Here is an 18,216-nt window from a genome sequence, read left to right as displayed (position 1 = left end):
ATTATGAAAAAATATTTGTTTAATATAAAATATATAGTTCTAGGTACTTTTGTATCTATAGCTTCTTGTGTCAGTGATGATTTAGCTGATGTAGGTGATTTGCCTGATTTTACCGGACCAACACCATTTTATAGTGTATCTGATGTCACTTCTTCAGAATTTGATTGTAATGATGTTGAGCTATGGGCTAATTATGATTTTTCTTTTCAAGCTGGTTCAAATTTGGCTGTAAATGGAACGCAGTACCAATGGGCAATTTCTCCATCTGATGGAGTTGCATTAATCAATCCACAATTACCGGTTTTAGAGCAATCTATTGATGCAGAATTAGCTGCGGTTGTGGCTTTAGAGCAAGAAATTGCAAAATTAGAATTTAAAATCCCTTGTGAAGCGGACCCAGCTAAAGTAGCTGTTTTTGAAGCGGAAATTGCTGCTTTAGAAATTCAATTACAAGCTGCGGAGGATGCGCTTTCAGATGAAACATTGCAAAATGTTGCTGCCTTAGAGGCACAAATAACAGCATTAGAATCTGCTACATTGCAAGATCAAGAATTAATATTTTCTTTTCCTGGTCCAGGTGATTATACTGTTAGTTTAACTGTTACAGATAATCTTGGTAAAACTGATACTACTGAAAAGACACTTACTGTTAATCAAGCAATACCAACAATTCCCGTTCCAGAAATTTCTGAACCGAGTTTTGAGGACAATAGTTTGTTTGATGGAACAGGAGATGGTAGAGATTCCTGGAGAGTACCCAGTAATGCAGCTTGGAGTCCTCTTTCAGGAGGAACTACGGTAATACAGATTAATACAGATACAAATCCCGTGGATGCACCTAACTTACCGGATGGTGTTCAAGCAGCTAAATTTCCAGCTGATGGTGCTAGGGTTGCATATCAGGAAATAGAGGTTACACCAGGGGCAACCTATGTAATAACTTATTTTAGTGCATTTGAAGAAAATGCTTTTGGAGACATGAAAGTATCTATATTAACTCCAAACACATCTAGTTATGCAGAGGCACAATTAGAAGCGAATATTATTGCTTCAAGATTAGATAATAATGTTGGGAGAGTTGATAATGTGTTTAAAAAGCATGCTATTACCTTTGATTCAGGAGAGCACGAAAGTGTAATAATTTTTGCTACAAATTCAGGAGTTGAAAGTAGATTAGATGCTTTTGATATCTCGGTAAAACAATAATAAAGTCTAAATTTTAATATTATGATTTATAAATTAATTAAAAAATTCAATAGAAGTGTTTTAGCGCTATTGGTTATGTTTTTAGGGCTTATATCATGTTATGATACGGGTTATGAGGAGTTTATTCCTCCAACTGGGAATGTGAATAATATTCAGCCTAATACACTTTTTACAACAAGTACAAGTGCAGATGATACAATGTCATTTGTGTTTAGAAGCTATTCAACAGATGCTGAATCTTATTTATGGGATTTTGGAGATGGAAATACATCAACAGAAGCAAATCCAAATTACACGTATACTGAAGGAGGATTATATACTGTTACTTTAACTACAACCAGTTCTGACGGTTTAGTAGCCGAAGATTCATCTGATGTAGCACCTATTTTTCTTGATTTCAACTTTACTACAGTAGATTCTGAAGTAACTTTTGAAAATTTAAGTTCAGGAATTAGTAGTTTAGTTTGGAGTTTTGGAGATGGAGAGAGTGTAGAGTGGGCTGCTGAGGATACAGAAGATGATCCAAATTTTAGTCCAATATATACATATAAGTCGGCTGAAACTTTTGTAGCAACGCTTACAGCAACTACTTATTTGGGCGTTCAAATTTCAGTTTCTAAAAACATTGAAGGATTAGTGTTATCTACAATTCCTGATTTCTCTTTTGTTGTTTCCGGATTTACGGCGGTGTTTTCTGATGAATCAATTTTAGCGGTATCGCATAGTTGGGATTTTGGTGATGGAAGTACTTCTACTGAGCAGAATCCAGTACATGCATTTCCTGGCGAAGGCACTTATGAAGTAACCTTAACTACTACTAATGAAGCCGGGGTATCTAGAAGTATAACTAAGACAGTTCCTGTAGGTGGAATTGAAGCAACTTTTGCCGCTAAAGTATTAAATGGCCAATGTAATGATCATACATCTAATACAGGTGATAATGCTGATGCCTGGGATATGACACCTAATAGTACTGTTGTTGATGATGATTTAGGAACTATAGATAGTCCTTATAGAGCAATTTGGTATAATTCTGATTTAAATGCTTACATAGATGCTACATATTGTACAAATGAACAACCAGGATCTACAAGTGATGGTAATAAATTTGGGCCACTTGCTGGTGGCGGACGAGGAGTGAAATTAAGTAACAATTGTCGTAGACTTTACCAAGTAGTAGCAGTTGAACCAGGTGTTAAATATACGTTCACAATTGATACGCGTTCTGAAGCTGAAGGTGTTAATACAGAGGTATTCATTTTGAACAATGAAATAACTACAGAAGTTGGTATTGAAAGTAGTGCAGATGCCTATTATAACATAACAAATGATTTTAATAGTTCTAAATCTTCAAGTACTAATGACACCTTTACAACTAGTACATTTACATTTCAAGCTTCTTCAAATATTGCAGTAATTTATGTTAGAGCGCTAAATGCTGTTGACAGTAGTAATGAAGTATTTATTGATAATATAAATATTCTTACTCCTGGATTTGATGAAAATGGGGAGCCAACGGGAGTTGATGCAACTTTTGCTGCTGAAGTTTTGAATGGCCAATGTAATGATCACACTTCTAATACTGGTGATAATGCAGATGCTTGGGATATGACACCTAACAGTACTGTTGTTGATGATGTATTAGGAACAATAGATAGCCCTTATAGAGCAATTTGGAATAATACTGATTTAAATGCTTACATAGATGCTACATATTGTACAAATGAACAACCAGGATCTACAAGTGATGGTAATAAATTTGGTCCAAATGCTGGTGGAGGACGAGGAGTGAAATTAAGTAATAATTGCCGTAGGCTTTACCAAGTAGTTGCTGTTGAACCAGGTGTTCAATATACTTTCACTATAGATACACGTTCTGAAGCTGAAGGTATTAATACAGAAGTATTTATTCTAAATAATGAAATAACTACAGAGGTAGGTATTGAAGAAAACTCAGATGCATATTTTAATATCACAAATGATTTTAATGCTACTAAATCTTCAGATACCAATGATACATTTACTACTAGCACATTTACATTTGTAGCAACATCAAATATTGCAGTAATTTATGTTAGAGCATTAAATGCTGTAGATAGTAGTAATGAAGTATTTATTGATAATATAGATATACTTACACCAGGATTTTAATTAGTGCTTTATACAAAAAGTAATCTGGTATAATTGTTGAAATTGATTATTGGGTCTGTGTTTTGTAGATCCAATAATCAATAAAATATAATAAGATGAAAAAATTAAAAATAACCTTGCTAAATTTTCTTTTGGTTCTATTGGTGCTAAACAATAATCTGGTTAGTGCTCAATCTGATCAAGACAAAACTTCGGATACTGAGAAAACAGAGAAGAAGAAAAAAAAGAAGAAAAAAAAGAAAGTAAGGCTGCCTGAAATTGATTTGTCTCATTGGAAAGTAACATTACCAGTAGCCAATGATAAAGGTAAACCAATAGAAATTGAACCACCTGAAATTTTTGATTTCCCAAATATTGAAGTGGCTAAGCCTTACATGTATATAGATTCAACCCTTGGAGCTATTGTATTTCATGCAATGCCTACGGAGTCAAAGACCAGAAACACTAAATATACTAGGTCTGAGCTTAGAGAACAGATGGAACCAGGAAACAATAATGTAAACTGGACTTTTGCTCAAGGAGGTAAGTTGAAAGGAAAGATTCAGATGGAGCAGGCCACAAAGGATTCTGATGGTAAATATCATAGAACAATTATCATGCAGATTCATGGTCGGTTAACGAATGAACAGCGCGATTTAATAGGTGAAGATGATAATAATGCTCCTCCAATATTAAAAATATATTGGGATAAAGGAAAGATTCGTATCAAGACTAAAGTTCTAAAGAATTTAAATGCCTCTGATACCGAAATACTTCATGAAGATGCTTGGGATAATGATGAAGGATTCAATTTTGAACAAGAAGTAGGGTTTAGAAAATTTACTTTGGAAGTTCAGGTCTCTGACGGTAAAATGGTAATAATTTTAAATGGTAATGAATACAAGGTTTATGATAGTATTCATATGAAAAGATGGGGTGTTTTTGAGAATTACTTTAAAGCTGGAAATTATTTTCAAACCAGAGATAAAGGTGCTTTTTCAAAGGTTAGATTTTATGAATTAGAAGTAAGTCATTAAAATGTTATTTACTAATATTTTTAATGATAATATTTAAAAAAAAGTTCAAGTTTTGTAAGATATTTGCAACTTATAAAAACCTTGAGGGATTAAAAAAATAAACTAAAAAATGTTTAAACATTTTTTACTACATTTGGCAGGGTCAAATTGGTTCACCAATTTTAAAATGAAGTATTAAGGCTTTAAATATTAGGTGTTTGAATAACATATTGTTTTATTATTATGTTATTGTCCTATTTAAATTAGAATATATTTATGAAGTTAGAAGCAATTTCGGTTAAGGATAATCAAGAAGTAGAAAATTTACTGATTGGTAAAATAAGGGATTTGATAAATTTTAAAAATCTTGAGCCTGGAGATAAGCTTCCTTCTGAACGAATGTTAGCTGAAAAGTTTGAAGTAACTCGAAGTAATGTTCGTGATGCGATTCAAAAATTAGAATTTTTTGGACTTTTAAAATCAATTCCGCAAAGTGGAACTTTTGTTGCTAATATTGGTGTTACTGCTTTAAATGGGATGATAGAGGATATTATACGATTAGATCAGCCTGATTTTAAATCGTTAGTTGAAACTAGAATTCTTTTAGAATTAAAAACAGCAAGTTTAGCAGCTACTCGTAGAACAGAAAAGGATTTAGAGCATATGAAAGCAACCTTAGATGCTTATAGAGATAAGGTTGTTAATAATGAGGATGCAGTTCAAGAAGATTTATTGTTTCACTTGGCAATAGCTAAGGCCAGTGGAAACAGAACAATGAATACTTTAATGTTAACAATTACACCTGAGATCTTAACTAATTTTGAAAAATATCATGTTTGTGATGAAAATCAGGCTTTTATTGGTATTCAAGAGCATAAAGATATTTATGAAGCTATAAAAAAACAAGATCCAACTTTAGCAAAGGAAAAAATGAAAATTCATTTCAAGGCCTTATACCAATATTGCTATAGTGATGAAAATAAATAATAATAATAAAGAGGGTTTAATTACATAACATATTTTATCTTTTTATTAGAATAATATATGCGATAAATATCGCTAAAAGCCAATACTAAAACTAAAAACTAATCATATGAAAATTAAAGGATTAAGATGGGTAATAATTGGGTTAATTTTTTTGGCCACAGTTATAAATTACATTGATAGAAGTGCGTTAGGAATTATGTGGGGAGGAATAGATAAGGAAGGAACTATAGCACACTCTCTTCAATTAACCAAGGATGACTACGCATTAATATTAAACATCTTTATGGTCTTCTATGCACTAGGACAATTATTTTCTGGTAAACTTTTTGATAAGGTAGGAACCCGAATAGGTTATGTAATTAGTATAGGTGTTTGGGGATTATCTTCTTTTATGCATTCTACGGTAAGAGGACTTTTCTCAATTGCGTTTTTTAGAAGTACATTAGGGATATCTGAGGCTGGTAACTGGCCAGGAGCTGTAAAAAGTAATGCCGAATGGTTTCCAATTAAAGAACGAGCTATTGCTCAAGGGTTATTTAATGCAGGAGCTTCTATTGGTTCGGTAATAGCACCACCATTGATAGCAGCATTATTTGTTGCGTTTGGTTGGAGAGTTACTTTTATGGTAATTGGTTCTTTCGGAATTTTATGGGTTATTCCTTGGTTATTAATTAATAAAGCAGGACCAAAAAAACACCCTTGGATTACAGAAGAAGAGCAAAAATTTATCTTAGAAGGGCAAAGTGAAGCAGATCAAAATGCCACAGAAGAAACTAAGGGTAAAAGCTTAAAACAGATACTTTCTTTTAAAGAGTCTTGGTCAGTTGTTATCGGAAGATTCTTTTTAGAACCAATTTGGTGGCTATTTGTGGGTTGGATGCCAATTTACCTATTTGATGTATACGGGTTTAATGTTAAAGAAGTTGGTATGTTCTTATGGGTACCTTATGTTGGTGCTGCTATAGGCAGTATTGCAGGTGGATATGTTTCTGGAAAAATTATTGCTAAAACAAATTCAATTGATAAAGGTAGAAAAACTACTATTTTCATTGGTGGTATTATCATGTTACTAGGTTTAATTGCCACTGTACTAATGGGAAATACAGCAGAGAAATTTGTAGCAATTGTTTTTGTAGTGCTTTTCGGTTTTCAATTTGCTATTAGTAATGTGCAAACACTTCCAAGTGATTTTTTCAGTGGAAAATCTGTTGGGTCATTAGCTGGTCTTGGAGGAATGATAGGAGTGTTTTCAGTAATTGTAATGAACTTTTTGGTTCCTATAGTAGTTGAGAATTTCTCTTATACTCCAATTTTTGTGGCCATAGCAGTATTTGTACCGTTAGGTGTTGGGGCGATATATTACTTTGCGAAAAATATAAAATCAGTAGAATAAATTAATATAATAAAACAAGAAAAACTAAAATTAAAGAATATGAGTAATTCAAATGGAAAGGTAGCTGTTATTACAGGTGCAACTGGAGGTATTGGTTTTCAAGTAGCAAAAAGACTTGGAGAAGATGGATATACAGTAATTTTAAATGGTATTGAAGATGATGCTGGGGCTAAAAGAGTTGAGGAATTAACCGCTTTAGGAATTCCAGCTGAATATTATGGTTTTGACGTTACTAAAGATGAAGAAGTAACTTCAAATATTAATAAAATTGGAGAAAAATATGGTAGAATTGATGTGCTAGTTAACAATGCTGGTGGATTAGGAGGAAGGTCTAGATTTGAAGACATGACTACTGAATTTTACAGATTTGTAATGGCTTTAAACCTAGATTCAACATTTTTTGCTTCAAGAGCAGCTATTCCTTTCCTTAAAAAAGGAGAGAACCCATCAATTATAAATTATACATCAATTGCTGGTTGGAATGCAGGTGGACCTGGTGCAGGTGTTTATGGAACATCTAAAGCAGCTGTTCATGCAATTACAAGAGCTTTGGCTAAAGATCTTGCAGAATATGGTATTAGAGTAAATGCTGTATCTCCTGGTACAGTTGATACAGATTTCCACAAACAAATAAAGTCTACAAAACCTGAAGTTTTTGCTTCTTGGAAAAACAATATTTTATTAGGAAGATTAGGGCAACCTGAAGAAGTTGCTTCTGTTATTTCATTCCTGGTAAGTGATGACGCAGCTTTCTTAACTGCTGAAACTATCCAAGTTGGTGGAGGACAAGGTTTAGGAATCTAATTAATAGAGCTTAGATGTTAAAAAAACCTCCGATATATGTCGGAGGTTTTTTTATTGGTATAATTTATTTAATTCTGTTATTGCAAATTTTTTATAAGGTTTAAATATATTGATTCTATTGAGCTTAGTAATATCATACCATTAGGAATAGATATCGCTTCAATCTTTATTTCAGAAATAATACAATTATTTTGTCTCTCTAATTTAGATATGGATAATCTTTTATTAGGAAAGAAAATCTTAAGATTATCTGATTTATCTTGTAAGTTTAAATCAAATTCTCCGCTAACCCAATTTAAAAATTTTCTATAGGCAAATATATCTGAAAACGATTTTTGTCTAATTAATAAATGAAAGGGTTTACTAAATGAAATTATCATGTTATCATAACTTTCAACAGAATTATTGTTTGAGATCATAAAGTGTTAATTTTAAAATTTTTAATCCATTATTCTTATTAAGAATAATTAAATGAGGGATTTTATTAATAACTATTCTTTTTATTGTTTTAGCCTCATTTTTATTTAAGTAACCCCTGTCATTTAAAAAAGAGAGATTAGTATTATTTCCTAATAACGTATAACCCATAGAAGCGTCATAACGAATAGTTTCAACTTCTGCATGATTTATATTGCCAACACCAAAAAGATCTAAAACTCCATCGTTATTTACGTCAATAACTTCTGTTGAAAGTGTTGGCGAGAATTGCGCTTCAGTTGGCAGGTTAATAGATTCAAAGTTCTTAGTGTCATTGTTTTTCAAGATTATAGAGTTGAAATTTTTAACTGTATAATGTGTAGCATTATTTAATTTGTTTTTACCATAAATATCTGGTAATGTAGCATTGGCAAAAGCATTGTAAGTGTTAAGTTTTTCATTAATAAACGGGGTTTGTTGTGAAGAGCATTCTTTTCCTCTTACAGGTAATAAGTCTCCTGTTTTCGAAACTTTACTAAGTACAACATCAAAGGTTTTGTTACCGTCTAAGTAGTCTGCATATACATGTAATGGTTTATTTACACTTGGATGAAATTTGTTGTTATTTCCCCAATTACCAATTATATAATCTTCGTTTCCATCATTGTTATAATCAAAAGCTGTAATGCATTGATACCAACCACTGGTGTTTTCTAAGAATTTAATTTCTTGTTTATGGAATTTACCTTTTCTGTTTTCTAATATGGTTATTGGCATCCATTCTCCAACAACAATTAAATCTTTATCACCATCATTATCATAATCTGAAAAAATAGCGTCATTTACCATTCTCAAACTGGATATATCCTTTAGTTTTTTATTGGTAACATCAACTAAGATTCCGTTTTGATTTTCTAGTAATTTAGATTGATAAGAAAGCGGGTACTTACCATGAATTACACCACCACCTAGAAATACATCTTTGTCTCCATCGTTATCATAATCAGAAACAGTTATGCATTGCGTGTTGCTAAAATCTTTGGATAAAAGGTTTGATTTTCTAAATAACCCAGTTCCGTTGTTAATGTATAATCTATCTTGAAGTAAGGGGCTTTTTTCTTCAAATTCATAACCACCCGAAGTAACAATCAGGTCTAAATCATTGTCATTATCAATATCAATGAAAGTAGCATCGGTATCTTCAAATACTTTTTCTAAGCGGAACAAATCTTTGTTAGTTTCATTAAATGTACCATCAGTCATTTGAACATATAATGATGCTTTTGCATCTTTAGCATTTCCAACAAAGAAATCTTCTAGGCCATCATTGTTAATATCTCCAACAGCTAATGGTTTACTGTTTTCTGATTGCTTTTGCGGTAATAATAGTTGAAGCTTGTAATCATCAAACTCATTTTCTTTTTGAACGAAATCTACGCCAATAGTTTCAGGGTCTATATTTTCAAATAAAGTCTTAATAGGTTTTGTGTTTTGACTTCCAATTTTGGAATTTTTGTAGTGCGCATCAATAAAATTATTGACCTTAGGATTCTTTATTACTTGAGAATTTCCATCTGGCCAATTGATAATGACACTGTCAATTTTAGAAATGTTTCTTAGTCCAAAATGTAGCTTATTAGTTACTGAAGATTGATACCCTCTGGAGACAAATTGTGTTTTAGTTTGTTGTAAATCATCGGCATAAATGGTGACTTTAGTTCCAATACCATTTTTGTTTTTTTGATGACCCTTTAGTGATAGTGTAATATGATTGTTATTGGAGTTGTTTTTATAAATATGTGCTTTGTCTGATTGATTATTTAAAACAATATCTAAGTCTCCATCATTGTCTAAATCAGAATATATAGCACCTGTAGAGTTTATATTTTGATTTAAACCCCAATCAATGGTGGTATTACTAAATGTTAAATCAGAATTATTTTTGAAGATATAGTTGCTAAGTTTATTTGACGGCATCATTCCAATAGCTTCTTCTAGGGAAACTTTTTTTCTGTTTCGGATGTTAGTTTTCATTTGATTTCTAAAGTCCTGATTAGATAAATCATGTTCAATACCATTGGTTACTAATAAATCATTAAATCCATCATTATTAAAGTCTGCAATTAAAGGAGCCCAACTCCAATCGGTTTTTGCTATGCCACTAAGTTGTCCTATTTCACTAAAAACACCATTACCATTATTTAGTTGTAACATGTTAGACATATATTGATGATGATAACCGGCATCTACAATAGCATTGAAATTTTGGGTACTCATAGTTGCCATATTTTCTTTACTTCTAATATGATCTTCGGCCATCATATCTAATACTATTAAATCTGGAAGCAAATCATTGTTAATATCGGCATAATCAGAGCCCATACTATTGGTGGAAATGTGTTTAAATCTTTGTAAGATTTCATCTTTAAAAGTTCCATTACCTTGATTTATATATAAAAAATCAGGTTCTAAAAAATCGTTGGCAACATAGATGTCTAGTAGGTTATCATTGTTGAAATCACCTATTGATGCACTTAACCCCCAGGCTTTGTTTTCAACACCAGCTTCTTTGGTTATATTAATGAATTTATTACCATCATTTCTGAAAAGCTGATCAGAATGATAAGGCTCTTTTGTTTGTTGAAATACAGGGTCTATGGTGGTGTTATTTCTAAAATCTGCTCGATGATTGACTAGATACATATCTAAATCATCATCATTATCAAAATCAAGAAAATAGGCTTGAACAGAAAAACCAAAGTGATTTAAACCGTAGGATTCCGCCGATTCTTTAAACGTATTGTTTTTTTGGTTAATGAATAATTTATTTTCTCTTTGTTCATGACTTTTTAATGAACCAGATTTGCAAACATAAATATCTAGCCACCCATCATTATTTATGTCTATCATGGTTGTACCTGTGGTCCACCCTTCTTTATCTGAAACTCCCGCAGTTTCCGTAATATCGTCAAATTTAAAATCACCTTTATTTAAATAAAGTTTGTTTGAGTTTTGGTTTGAGGTGAAATATAAATCTTCTAGCCCATCATTATTAATATCACCAACAGCAATTCCAGCGCCATTGTAGATATAGGAATAGTTAATAAAGTTGAAATAAAGGTTCTCTTTTACAGAATTTGTAAAATGGATGTTAGTTTGGTTATTGTCAACTAAACTGAAAAGAGTTGATGGGATTAGTTTCGTTTTTTCTTTAGAGCAAGAGGTAAGTAGTACTAATTGGAATATTGGTACTATTAATAGGATTTTATATGCTTGCTTAAACAGGTTCATTAACAATATTGCTAATAATGTTATCTATAGGTCTTCTAATAAAATGAGAAGCTTTTAATCCTTTTTTGTTTAAGGCATTTTGTATATGACTTTGAGCAAAATATGCTATAGAACCAACAAAATGAAGTGGGGCTGTTTTCAATTCATCGGCATACTGCATGATATTATTATCTATGAATTTATCCATGCCATCAGTAATCATACGTTTTATAAAAGGGTGTGATTCATGTTCAAACATAAAACGAGCAAATTCAGCTAAGTACCTATTGGGCGTAGACGATTTGTACAATTGTTTAATAACTTCTTTTTCTTTTAAGTTATAATCGTTTTCAAAAGTTATTCTTAACACTTCTGGCATTTGATTATAATAATAGATTTTAAGCAATTCCTTACCAAAGTAGTTGCCACTACCTTCATCCATTAAAATATAACCTAATGCGGGTGATTTTAAATGCGTAGTCTTTCCATCAAAATAACAACAATTTGATCCAGTTCCCAAAATGCAAACTACAGCTGGAGTTGAAGTTGTAGCATAAACGGCCGCCATAATATCTTCCTGAGTTGAGGTCTGAGCATTTTTAAAGAATTTAGTAAGTATATTATTGACCTTTTGTTGATTCTTTTTGGTGCCACATCCAGCGCCAAAGAAATGAACGGAAGTAACCAAATCTTTATGGTTAAAAAGATCTTCGTTCTTAGTTATGGTGTTTTTTAATTGTTTTTTAGATAAGATAGCGGGGTTTAATCCTTTGGTTCTAATTTTTACAGGGTTTGCCCTATCATTGTTATAAAGAATCCAGTCACACTTTGTTGAGCCGCTATCTGCAATTAATATCATTATTTCAAATAATTTGTTTCACAATATTTAGTAAGTAATCGCAATGATTTGGTTATTACTACTTCTATATCAACATGAGGTTGCTCTAAAATAACTAAAGAATTTTTAAGATTGTTTAAATCTGTTGTGCTTAAGGCTTGAGATTCTAGAGAATTAAAAAGTATTTGAGATGCACTCGATAAGCTTTTAGATAAATCCTTAAGTGGATTTAGTTTAGGGTTTTTATCAACCATTGAAAACGTATTATGGTTGTTGGCCCATAGTTTTAGATAATATAACACATCAAATACCTTTTTGGGTTGATCAATAAATTTGGAAGTTAAATCATTAAATATTTCGGCATCTTCAGCATCTACCACACAAGCATCAGCAAATAACACAAATGGTGAATAGGATTTGTATTCTATACCATCTTTATTACGTTCATATACCTTAAGTGGTTCGCAAATTTTAGATAGGGTTATTAATGACGAGATATCTTGATTGTTAGTCATATTTCTTAAAATAACATCTCTATTTTTAATATGAGTAAGACCTAATTCTTCAAGGTTAAACGATACTTTTTTCAGACGTTTTTTCATAAATCCAACATCTTTAATGTCTTTAGGAGACCAAAACCTTTCTGCTATAGCAGCAGTTCTAGGCCAAATTCTAGAGTCAATGGTTGTAGGTGTTACTAGTTCACTCCACATTGTGGCTTCAGCTCCCAGTATTCTTTTTCGTTCTTCTTTTGAAAGTACAGCATCTGCTATTGGGTCAACGGTATAATGGTGTTCTATAGGTAACATTCTATCTATATAATATCCTGCCGATAAAACCGCTTGATAACCTTTTTGTGCAGCTTCTATAAGAGTGCTTTGTTCCAAACCTTCATGTTCGCCTCGCCAAGAATGAATAACTGATGTAGTTGGAGTACTTGGGGTTAATATTTCATCCCAACCCATTAGTTTTTTACCAAGTTTATTTAATATTTTTTCAAGCCTAATATTGAAGTAGGTTTGTAAATCATGGTTTGTTTCTAATCCATGTTCTATTTTAAAAGCTTGAATTGTTTCGTTTTCGTTCCAATGTTTACCTTCATTTTCATCGCCGCCAATATGGAAATAATCGTCAGGGAATAAAGGCGCTATTTCGGTAAAAAGATTTTTGAGAAACTCGTATGTTTTTTCATTAGTAGGGTCTAGCGTAGGGTCAAATACACCAGCATTTCGTTCTATGGCATACGAGAAGCTTTTTTTGCTGCCTAATTCAGGATAAGCAGTTAATAGGGCAGAAGCATGCCCAGGTACGTCAATCTCAGGGATAACCCTAATTCCCAAATTATTGGCATATGCAACTACATCTTTTATTTGTTCGTGGGTGTAATATTGTCCGTCTGAAGCGTATTCTTGCAATTTAGGGTATATTTTAGATTCTATTCTAAACCCTTGGTCATCTGTTAAATGCCAATGAAATACGTTCATTTTAACAGATGCCATAGCATCTAAATTTCGTTTTAAAACATTTATAGGTTGAAAATGTCTTGATACATCTATCATTAATCCGCGCCATACAAACCTAGGGGTATCATCTATATAAATACCAGGAAAATAATAATCAGTTGTATCGTTTTTGGTTAATTGCAGTAGTGTAGCTAATCCCCTTATGGCGCCAACATCTGTTTTTGCTTTAATTATAATAGATGAATCATTTACCTCTAAAGTATAAGATTCATTATTGTTTACATTTAATTGGGCTACATTGTCAAAAGATATTATAATACTTCCTTCTTTATTAAATACAGGGAATCCTTCTTTTAAGAATACTCCAGTTCTATTGCTCAGTCTTCTTAAAAAACTAACGGCGGCATTACGAACTCTATGCTTTTTGTCTTCGGCATTAATTGAGATCGTAACGTCGCTATTAACTAAAAACTTAGCAGGTTTTTCTGTGATTTCTTTTGGCCAAGGCATCAAATCATAATTTTCCTGTAGCATATTTTGCGCCGTTATAGTACTGCTATAGCAGTTAAATAATAGAATGAATAATATGATTTTTTTCATGGCTTATGGATGGTTGATAAAGTGTTTTATCAGTTTATTTTAATGTACTTTTCAATTATTTTTCGATGAATATTTGCATCTTTTACTTCTTCAATTCCAGATTGAATTAAGGTATCTTCTTTAAATTTAATTTTAAAAGGAAACACGTGATTCTTTATATTGGAAACAGAAGTATAACTTAAAGTTTCAATGTAGTTTTCTCCACTTAAAGTATAAGTGCCTGCACCACTATAAAAATTTTCACTAGATTCCTTCTGTTGATTAAAAAAAGCAAAATGACTATTGCTAATTATCTTTATAAATTCAGTTTTTGTGAGGTCCTTAATTTTTAAAGAATCATTTTCAAAAGTTTCGGCATAGACCAATTTCCAAGTACCCAGCATAGTGTTAGAAGGTTGTTTTTCTGTGCAACCTAAAAATAGAATTATACTTATGAGAGCAATAGATAATTTCATAAGTTCTAAAAATGATAACGTTTAAAAGCTTCAATTGCGGCATAATCTGCTAACCCTAAATCATGGTATTTTTTGGCTGTTAACCTATTTCTGTCTTCTGCGCGTACCCAGAATTCTCTAGAGTCTCCACCTTGAAACATTACACCATCTTTTTGTGATTGATGGTAGAAAATGGCGTGTCTCTTTTTAAGTACTTGATCTGGGCTCATAGGAACCGCCATTTCTATTTGGTATGATTCCCATTCATGCCATGCACCACGATATAACCACACCCAACAATCCTTCATATAATCTATATGTTTTAAATCCTCAATAGCCATGAATAGTGCATCTAGACACACTTTATGTGTTCCATGGGGATCGGCTAAATCTCCAGCGGCATAAATTTGATGTGGTTTTACTTTATCAATTAGAGCTTTCATAATAGCAACATCATCAACGCCTATATTATTCTTTTTTATAGTGCCCGTTTCATAAAATGGCAAATCTAAAAAGTGAACATTTTCATCCTTTAAATCTAAATATCTTGTTGCTGCTAATGATTCACTTCTTCTTATTAACCCTTTGAGTTTTCGAACTTCTGCAGAATCAATATCATTATCAGTCTTTATTTTTAAAAAGTTGATGATACTCTGAGTTTCATCACAATCTGGACATAACGATTGTGTAATTTCAGCAAACTTTAGTGCTTCTTCATCAGAAACAGCAATATTACCTGAAGTTTGGTAGGCAATATGTACATCATGACCTTGTTCTACCAATCTATCAAAAGTACCACCCATTGAGATGACGTCATCGTCTGGGTGTGGGCTAAAAATTATAATACGTTTCTTTACAGGTGTAGCACGTTCTGGACGATTAGAATCATCAGCATCGGGTTTACCTCCTGGCCAACCCGTAATGGTTTGCTGCATTTTGTTAAACATTTTTATGTTCAAATCATAAGCAGTTCCTTCTTCAGTTAATAGACCAGACATCCCGTTATTATTGTAATCTGTATCTGTAAGCTTTAAAATAGATTTACCTGAAAGTTCAGAAAGCCATACAACAGCTTTTAATTTTAATGGTTCATTCCATACACATGCCGTAACTAACCAGGGCGTTTTTACTCTTGTAAGCTCAGAAGCTGCCCCTTCATCTAAAATGAAAGTGGTGTTATTATGATTTTGTAAATATGTTGCCGGAACTTCCGCAGTTATATTACCTTCAATAGTTTCTTTAACTATTTCTCCTTTGTTAGCTCCCCAAGCCAAAAGCACAATTCGTTTAGCACTCATAACAGTTCCAATACCCATGGTAATGGCTTTTCGTGGAACATTATCTATACCTAAAAAAGCAGGTGCAGCATCAACTCTAGTTATGTGATCAAGTGTAATATTTCTTGTCCTTGAATTCAAGTGAGAACCAGGCTCATTAAAACCAATATGTCCTGTTCTACCAATACCTAAAAGTTGAAAATCTAAACCTCCAACCGATTTAATTTTCATTTCATAATCAATACAGTATTGATATAAGTCTTCAGGATTAATTTTACCATCTGGAATGTTAATATTTTCAGGTAAAATATCTACATGATTAAAAAGGTGTTCATGCATGAAATAGAAGTAACTTTGAATGTTACTCTTGTCCATTGGGTAGTATTCATCAAGGTTGAAGGATACTACATTTGAGAAGCTTAGGCCTTCTTCTTTATGCATTCTAACCAATTCCTCATATACTTTTATTGGAGAAGACCCCGTTGCTAAACCTAATACGCAAGGTTGATTTTTAGCAGCTTTTTCTTTTATAAGGTCAGCAATCTCTTGAGCCACTAAAATAGAGGGCTCTTTTGAGTCTTTGAAAATTACATTATGTATTTTTTCAAAGCGCGTTTCTTCAAAAGTTCCTGCTTCAGTGTAAGCTATGTTTTTGTGATTTGCAATTTTCACAGTTTTATCTTTTCTGGTTAACAATTTTTGTTAAAGCGAACGGAAACTTTAGTTTCCGTTCGCTAAACAATCAACTAAACAATTTATAAACTACTCTTACTTAATAAAAATTAAAAGTTAGAACCTCCAGTATCCCACCATAGGCGTGTTCCAGCATTGTCTGCTCCACCAAGTTTGGTTACCGCACCAGTTACTCCATCAGGATTTGTTGATAATTCACTGTCAACAAAAGGGATACGTCTTATTTGGATATCTGTATCAACTACACCACCACTTTGATTACTCACCACAGGGAAAATCTTTGGATATCCAGTACGTCTGAATTCACTCCAAGCTTCTTGCCCCTCCGGGAACATAGCTATCCATTTTTGAGTGATTATTTTCTCTAATTTTGTTTCGTTATCGTCTGCACCATTCCAAGCAATTGTTATGTTACTTAATGCAGCAATGTTATTAGAGGCGTTCACTGGATCTACATAATCTGCCGGAACAGAGGCATTGTCTGCAATGTAAGCAGCAGCTCCACCAACACCGTGTTGTTCAAATGATGTTTCAATACCCATTTCATAGTTAGATTGAGCATCTCCAGCACCTGTCCAACCTCTTAAAGCTGCTTCTGCTTTTAAGAAGTACACCTCGGCACTTGTCATTAATTGTACGGTTGAAGTATGTACACCATCGTTAATTGCAGAGAATCCTATGTAATCAGCCTTTTGCTCTAACTCATCTGCATAACCTGGTAATAATGGCAATCCACCTCTAACACCTTTTACAGTTCCAGCTACACTAGTTGGTGCATCAAAATAACTTTCTGCACGTCCATCATCATAACCTGTAAGTATAGATTCCATAGAAGCATTCATTCTAATATCTCCCCAAGAATTATCTATTACAGAAAGAGGGTGATCTAAAGAACTATTTACATTAAAGTTATCATCATTCGAGGCTAATAAGCCTAATGGCTGTGATAAGGCTTTTTCACCCTCAGTTTTTGCTTTGCTAGAATCTACTTTTGAAATGCGAATAGCCAATCGTAACCTTAAAGAGTTAGCTAATTTTACCCATTGTGTGTAATCTCCACCATACGATAAATCGAATGCTGAAAAACGTGGACTATCAATATCGGCCATCAAACTTGCAACAGCTGTGTCAAGATCTGCAAAAAAAGCATTGTAAGCTTCTTGTTGAGAATCATAAACTCCGGCATTTGCTAAATCTCCAAAATTGGAGTAAACTATAGGACCAAAGACATCTGATACTCGATGCATAGCTTCAACCTTAAGGATAAGTGAAACAGCGTGTAATGTTGGGTATGAACCTTCTGTTAATTCGGTTATAGATTGAACGTTGTTCATTACATTAGAATAAGGAACAGACCAAATGAAATTATTCCATCCACTTACTAAACTATATGTGGTGTTATTTGCACCAGCCACAAATGGACGTGGGTTTGTCAGGTAACCAGAATACACATCGGCATTAAGGTTTTGTTGTAATTGGTATGACCAAGCAGGAGTATATTGGTAAATACTCTCAAAGATTGGTTTGTATTTAGATCCTACATGCTGAAAATCTACTTCCAACTGCTCTTGGGATATGTTTCTTTCGTTGCCGTTAAATTGTTCTAATTCACTGCAAGAAGCACCAACTAGACCTAAAACAACTAAACATGCTAATAATTTATTTATTCTTTTCATTGTGTTCATTTT

At 32.7% G+C, this 18,216-nt stretch carries 13 protein-coding genes; 6 read left to right on the top strand and 7 right to left on the bottom strand.

The window, feature by feature from the left end:
* Positions 1-3: 3 nt before the first annotated feature.
* The 6 genes from N1F78_RS02745 (at position 4) to N1F78_RS02720 (ending at position 7,536) form a co-directional block, all read left to right on the top strand.
* Positions 4-1,206: a hypothetical protein gene (locus N1F78_RS02745; protein ID WP_406684663.1), complete on the top strand. Its 1,203-nt coding sequence runs from the start codon at positions 4-6 to the stop codon at positions 1,204-1,206.
* A gap of 21 nt (positions 1,207-1,227) precedes the next feature.
* Positions 1,228-3,357 (top strand): PKD domain-containing protein, encoded by a 2,130-nt coding sequence (locus tag N1F78_RS02740; protein WP_406684662.1) that lies wholly within the window; start codon positions 1,228-1,230, stop codon positions 3,355-3,357.
* Positions 3,358-3,452: 95 nt separating this feature from the next.
* A complete protein-coding gene (locus N1F78_RS02735; RefSeq protein ID WP_406684661.1) occupies positions 3,453-4,373 on the top strand; it encodes a polysaccharide lyase family 7 protein in 921 nt (306 codons plus the stop codon).
* A 255-nt stretch (positions 4,374-4,628) separates the two neighbouring features.
* Positions 4,629-5,339 carry a FadR/GntR family transcriptional regulator gene (locus N1F78_RS02730; protein WP_406684660.1) on the top strand — a complete coding sequence of 237 codons (711 nt, stop codon included), beginning with the start codon at positions 4,629-4,631 and terminating at the stop codon, positions 5,337-5,339.
* Positions 5,340-5,445: 106 nt separating this feature from the next.
* Positions 5,446-6,732 (top strand): MFS transporter, encoded by a 1,287-nt coding sequence (locus tag N1F78_RS02725; protein ID WP_406684659.1) that lies wholly within the window; start codon positions 5,446-5,448, stop codon positions 6,730-6,732.
* Between the two features lie 39 nt (positions 6,733-6,771).
* Entirely contained in the window at positions 6,772-7,536 is a 765-nt protein-coding gene (locus N1F78_RS02720; protein ID WP_406684658.1) for an SDR family NAD(P)-dependent oxidoreductase, read from the top strand.
* A 77-nt stretch (positions 7,537-7,613) separates the two neighbouring features.
* On the opposite strand, the gene N1F78_RS02715 is transcribed toward N1F78_RS02720, so the two are convergent.
* From N1F78_RS02715 to N1F78_RS02685, 7 genes are all read right to left on the bottom strand, one after another.
* The gene (locus tag N1F78_RS02715; RefSeq protein WP_406684657.1) at positions 7,614-7,955 is read right to left on the bottom strand and encodes a hypothetical protein; all 342 of its coding nucleotides are present in this window, start codon (positions 7,953-7,955) and stop codon (positions 7,614-7,616) included.
* A complete protein-coding gene (locus tag N1F78_RS02710; RefSeq protein WP_406684656.1) occupies positions 7,939-11,244 on the bottom strand; it encodes a VCBS repeat-containing protein in 3,306 nt (1,101 codons plus the stop codon). The genes N1F78_RS02715 and N1F78_RS02710 overlap by 17 nt, the downstream gene beginning before the upstream one ends.
* Complete coding sequence (locus N1F78_RS02705; RefSeq protein WP_406684655.1) at positions 11,231-12,082, bottom strand: N-acetylglucosamine kinase; 852 nt, start codon at positions 12,080-12,082, stop codon at positions 11,231-11,233. The genes N1F78_RS02710 and N1F78_RS02705 overlap by 14 nt, the downstream gene beginning before the upstream one ends.
* The gene (locus tag N1F78_RS02700; protein ID WP_406684654.1) at positions 12,082-14,058 is read right to left on the bottom strand and encodes a beta-N-acetylhexosaminidase; all 1,977 of its coding nucleotides are present in this window, start codon (positions 14,056-14,058) and stop codon (positions 12,082-12,084) included. The genes N1F78_RS02705 and N1F78_RS02700 overlap by 1 nt, the downstream gene beginning before the upstream one ends.
* A gap of 95 nt (positions 14,059-14,153) precedes the next feature.
* Positions 14,154-14,579: a hypothetical protein gene (locus N1F78_RS02695; protein ID WP_406684653.1), complete on the bottom strand. Its 426-nt coding sequence runs from the start codon at positions 14,577-14,579 to the stop codon at positions 14,154-14,156.
* 5 nt (positions 14,580-14,584) lie between these two features.
* The gene (gene nagB / locus N1F78_RS02690) at positions 14,585-16,531 is read right to left on the bottom strand and encodes a glucosamine-6-phosphate deaminase (RefSeq protein WP_406684652.1); all 1,947 of its coding nucleotides are present in this window, start codon (positions 16,529-16,531) and stop codon (positions 14,585-14,587) included.
* A gap of 86 nt (positions 16,532-16,617) precedes the next feature.
* Positions 16,618-18,204, bottom strand: a complete 1,587-nt coding sequence (locus N1F78_RS02685) for a RagB/SusD family nutrient uptake outer membrane protein (protein WP_406684651.1) — start codon at positions 18,202-18,204, stop codon at positions 16,618-16,620.
* Positions 18,205-18,216 lie beyond the last annotated feature (12 nt).

Source organism: Seonamhaeicola sp. MEBiC01930 (genome assembly GCF_045277075.1).
Classification (GTDB): Bacteria; Bacteroidota; Bacteroidia; order Flavobacteriales; family Flavobacteriaceae; genus Seonamhaeicola.
The sequence above is the reverse complement of the archived record's forward strand: the minus strand, read 5'-3'. Positions and strand labels throughout refer to the sequence as shown.

What these genes read in the sequence shown, in the direction of transcription:
- N1F78_RS02745 (WP_406684663.1), top strand. Translation starts at nt 4, where the DNA reads ATGAAAAAATATTTGTTTAATATAAAATATATAGTTCTAGGTACTTTT.
- N1F78_RS02740 (WP_406684662.1), top strand. Translation starts at nt 1,228, where the DNA reads ATGATTTATAAATTAATTAAAAAATTCAATAGAAGTGTTTTAGCGCTA.
- N1F78_RS02735 (WP_406684661.1), top strand. Translation starts at nt 3,453, where the DNA reads ATGAAAAAATTAAAAATAACCTTGCTAAATTTTCTTTTGGTTCTATTG.
- N1F78_RS02730 (WP_406684660.1), top strand. Translation starts at nt 4,629, where the DNA reads ATGAAGTTAGAAGCAATTTCGGTTAAGGATAATCAAGAAGTAGAAAAT.
- N1F78_RS02725 (WP_406684659.1), top strand. Translation starts at nt 5,446, where the DNA reads ATGAAAATTAAAGGATTAAGATGGGTAATAATTGGGTTAATTTTTTTG.
- N1F78_RS02720 (WP_406684658.1), top strand. Translation starts at nt 6,772, where the DNA reads ATGAGTAATTCAAATGGAAAGGTAGCTGTTATTACAGGTGCAACTGGA.
- N1F78_RS02715 (WP_406684657.1), bottom strand. Translation starts at nt 7,955, where the DNA reads ATGATCTCAAACAATAATTCTGTTGAAAGTTATGATAACATGATAATT.
- N1F78_RS02710 (WP_406684656.1), bottom strand. Translation starts at nt 11,244, where the DNA reads ATGAACCTGTTTAAGCAAGCATATAAAATCCTATTAATAGTACCAATA.
- N1F78_RS02705 (WP_406684655.1), bottom strand. Translation starts at nt 12,082, where the DNA reads ATGATATTAATTGCAGATAGCGGCTCAACAAAGTGTGACTGGATTCTT.
- N1F78_RS02700 (WP_406684654.1), bottom strand. Translation starts at nt 14,058, where the DNA reads ATGCTACAGGAAAATTATGATTTGATGCCTTGGCCAAAAGAAATCACA.
- N1F78_RS02695 (WP_406684653.1), bottom strand. Translation starts at nt 14,579, where the DNA reads ATGAAATTATCTATTGCTCTCATAAGTATAATTCTATTTTTAGGTTGC.
- N1F78_RS02685 (WP_406684651.1), bottom strand. Translation starts at nt 18,204, where the DNA reads ATGAAAAGAATAAATAAATTATTAGCATGTTTAGTTGTTTTAGGTCTA.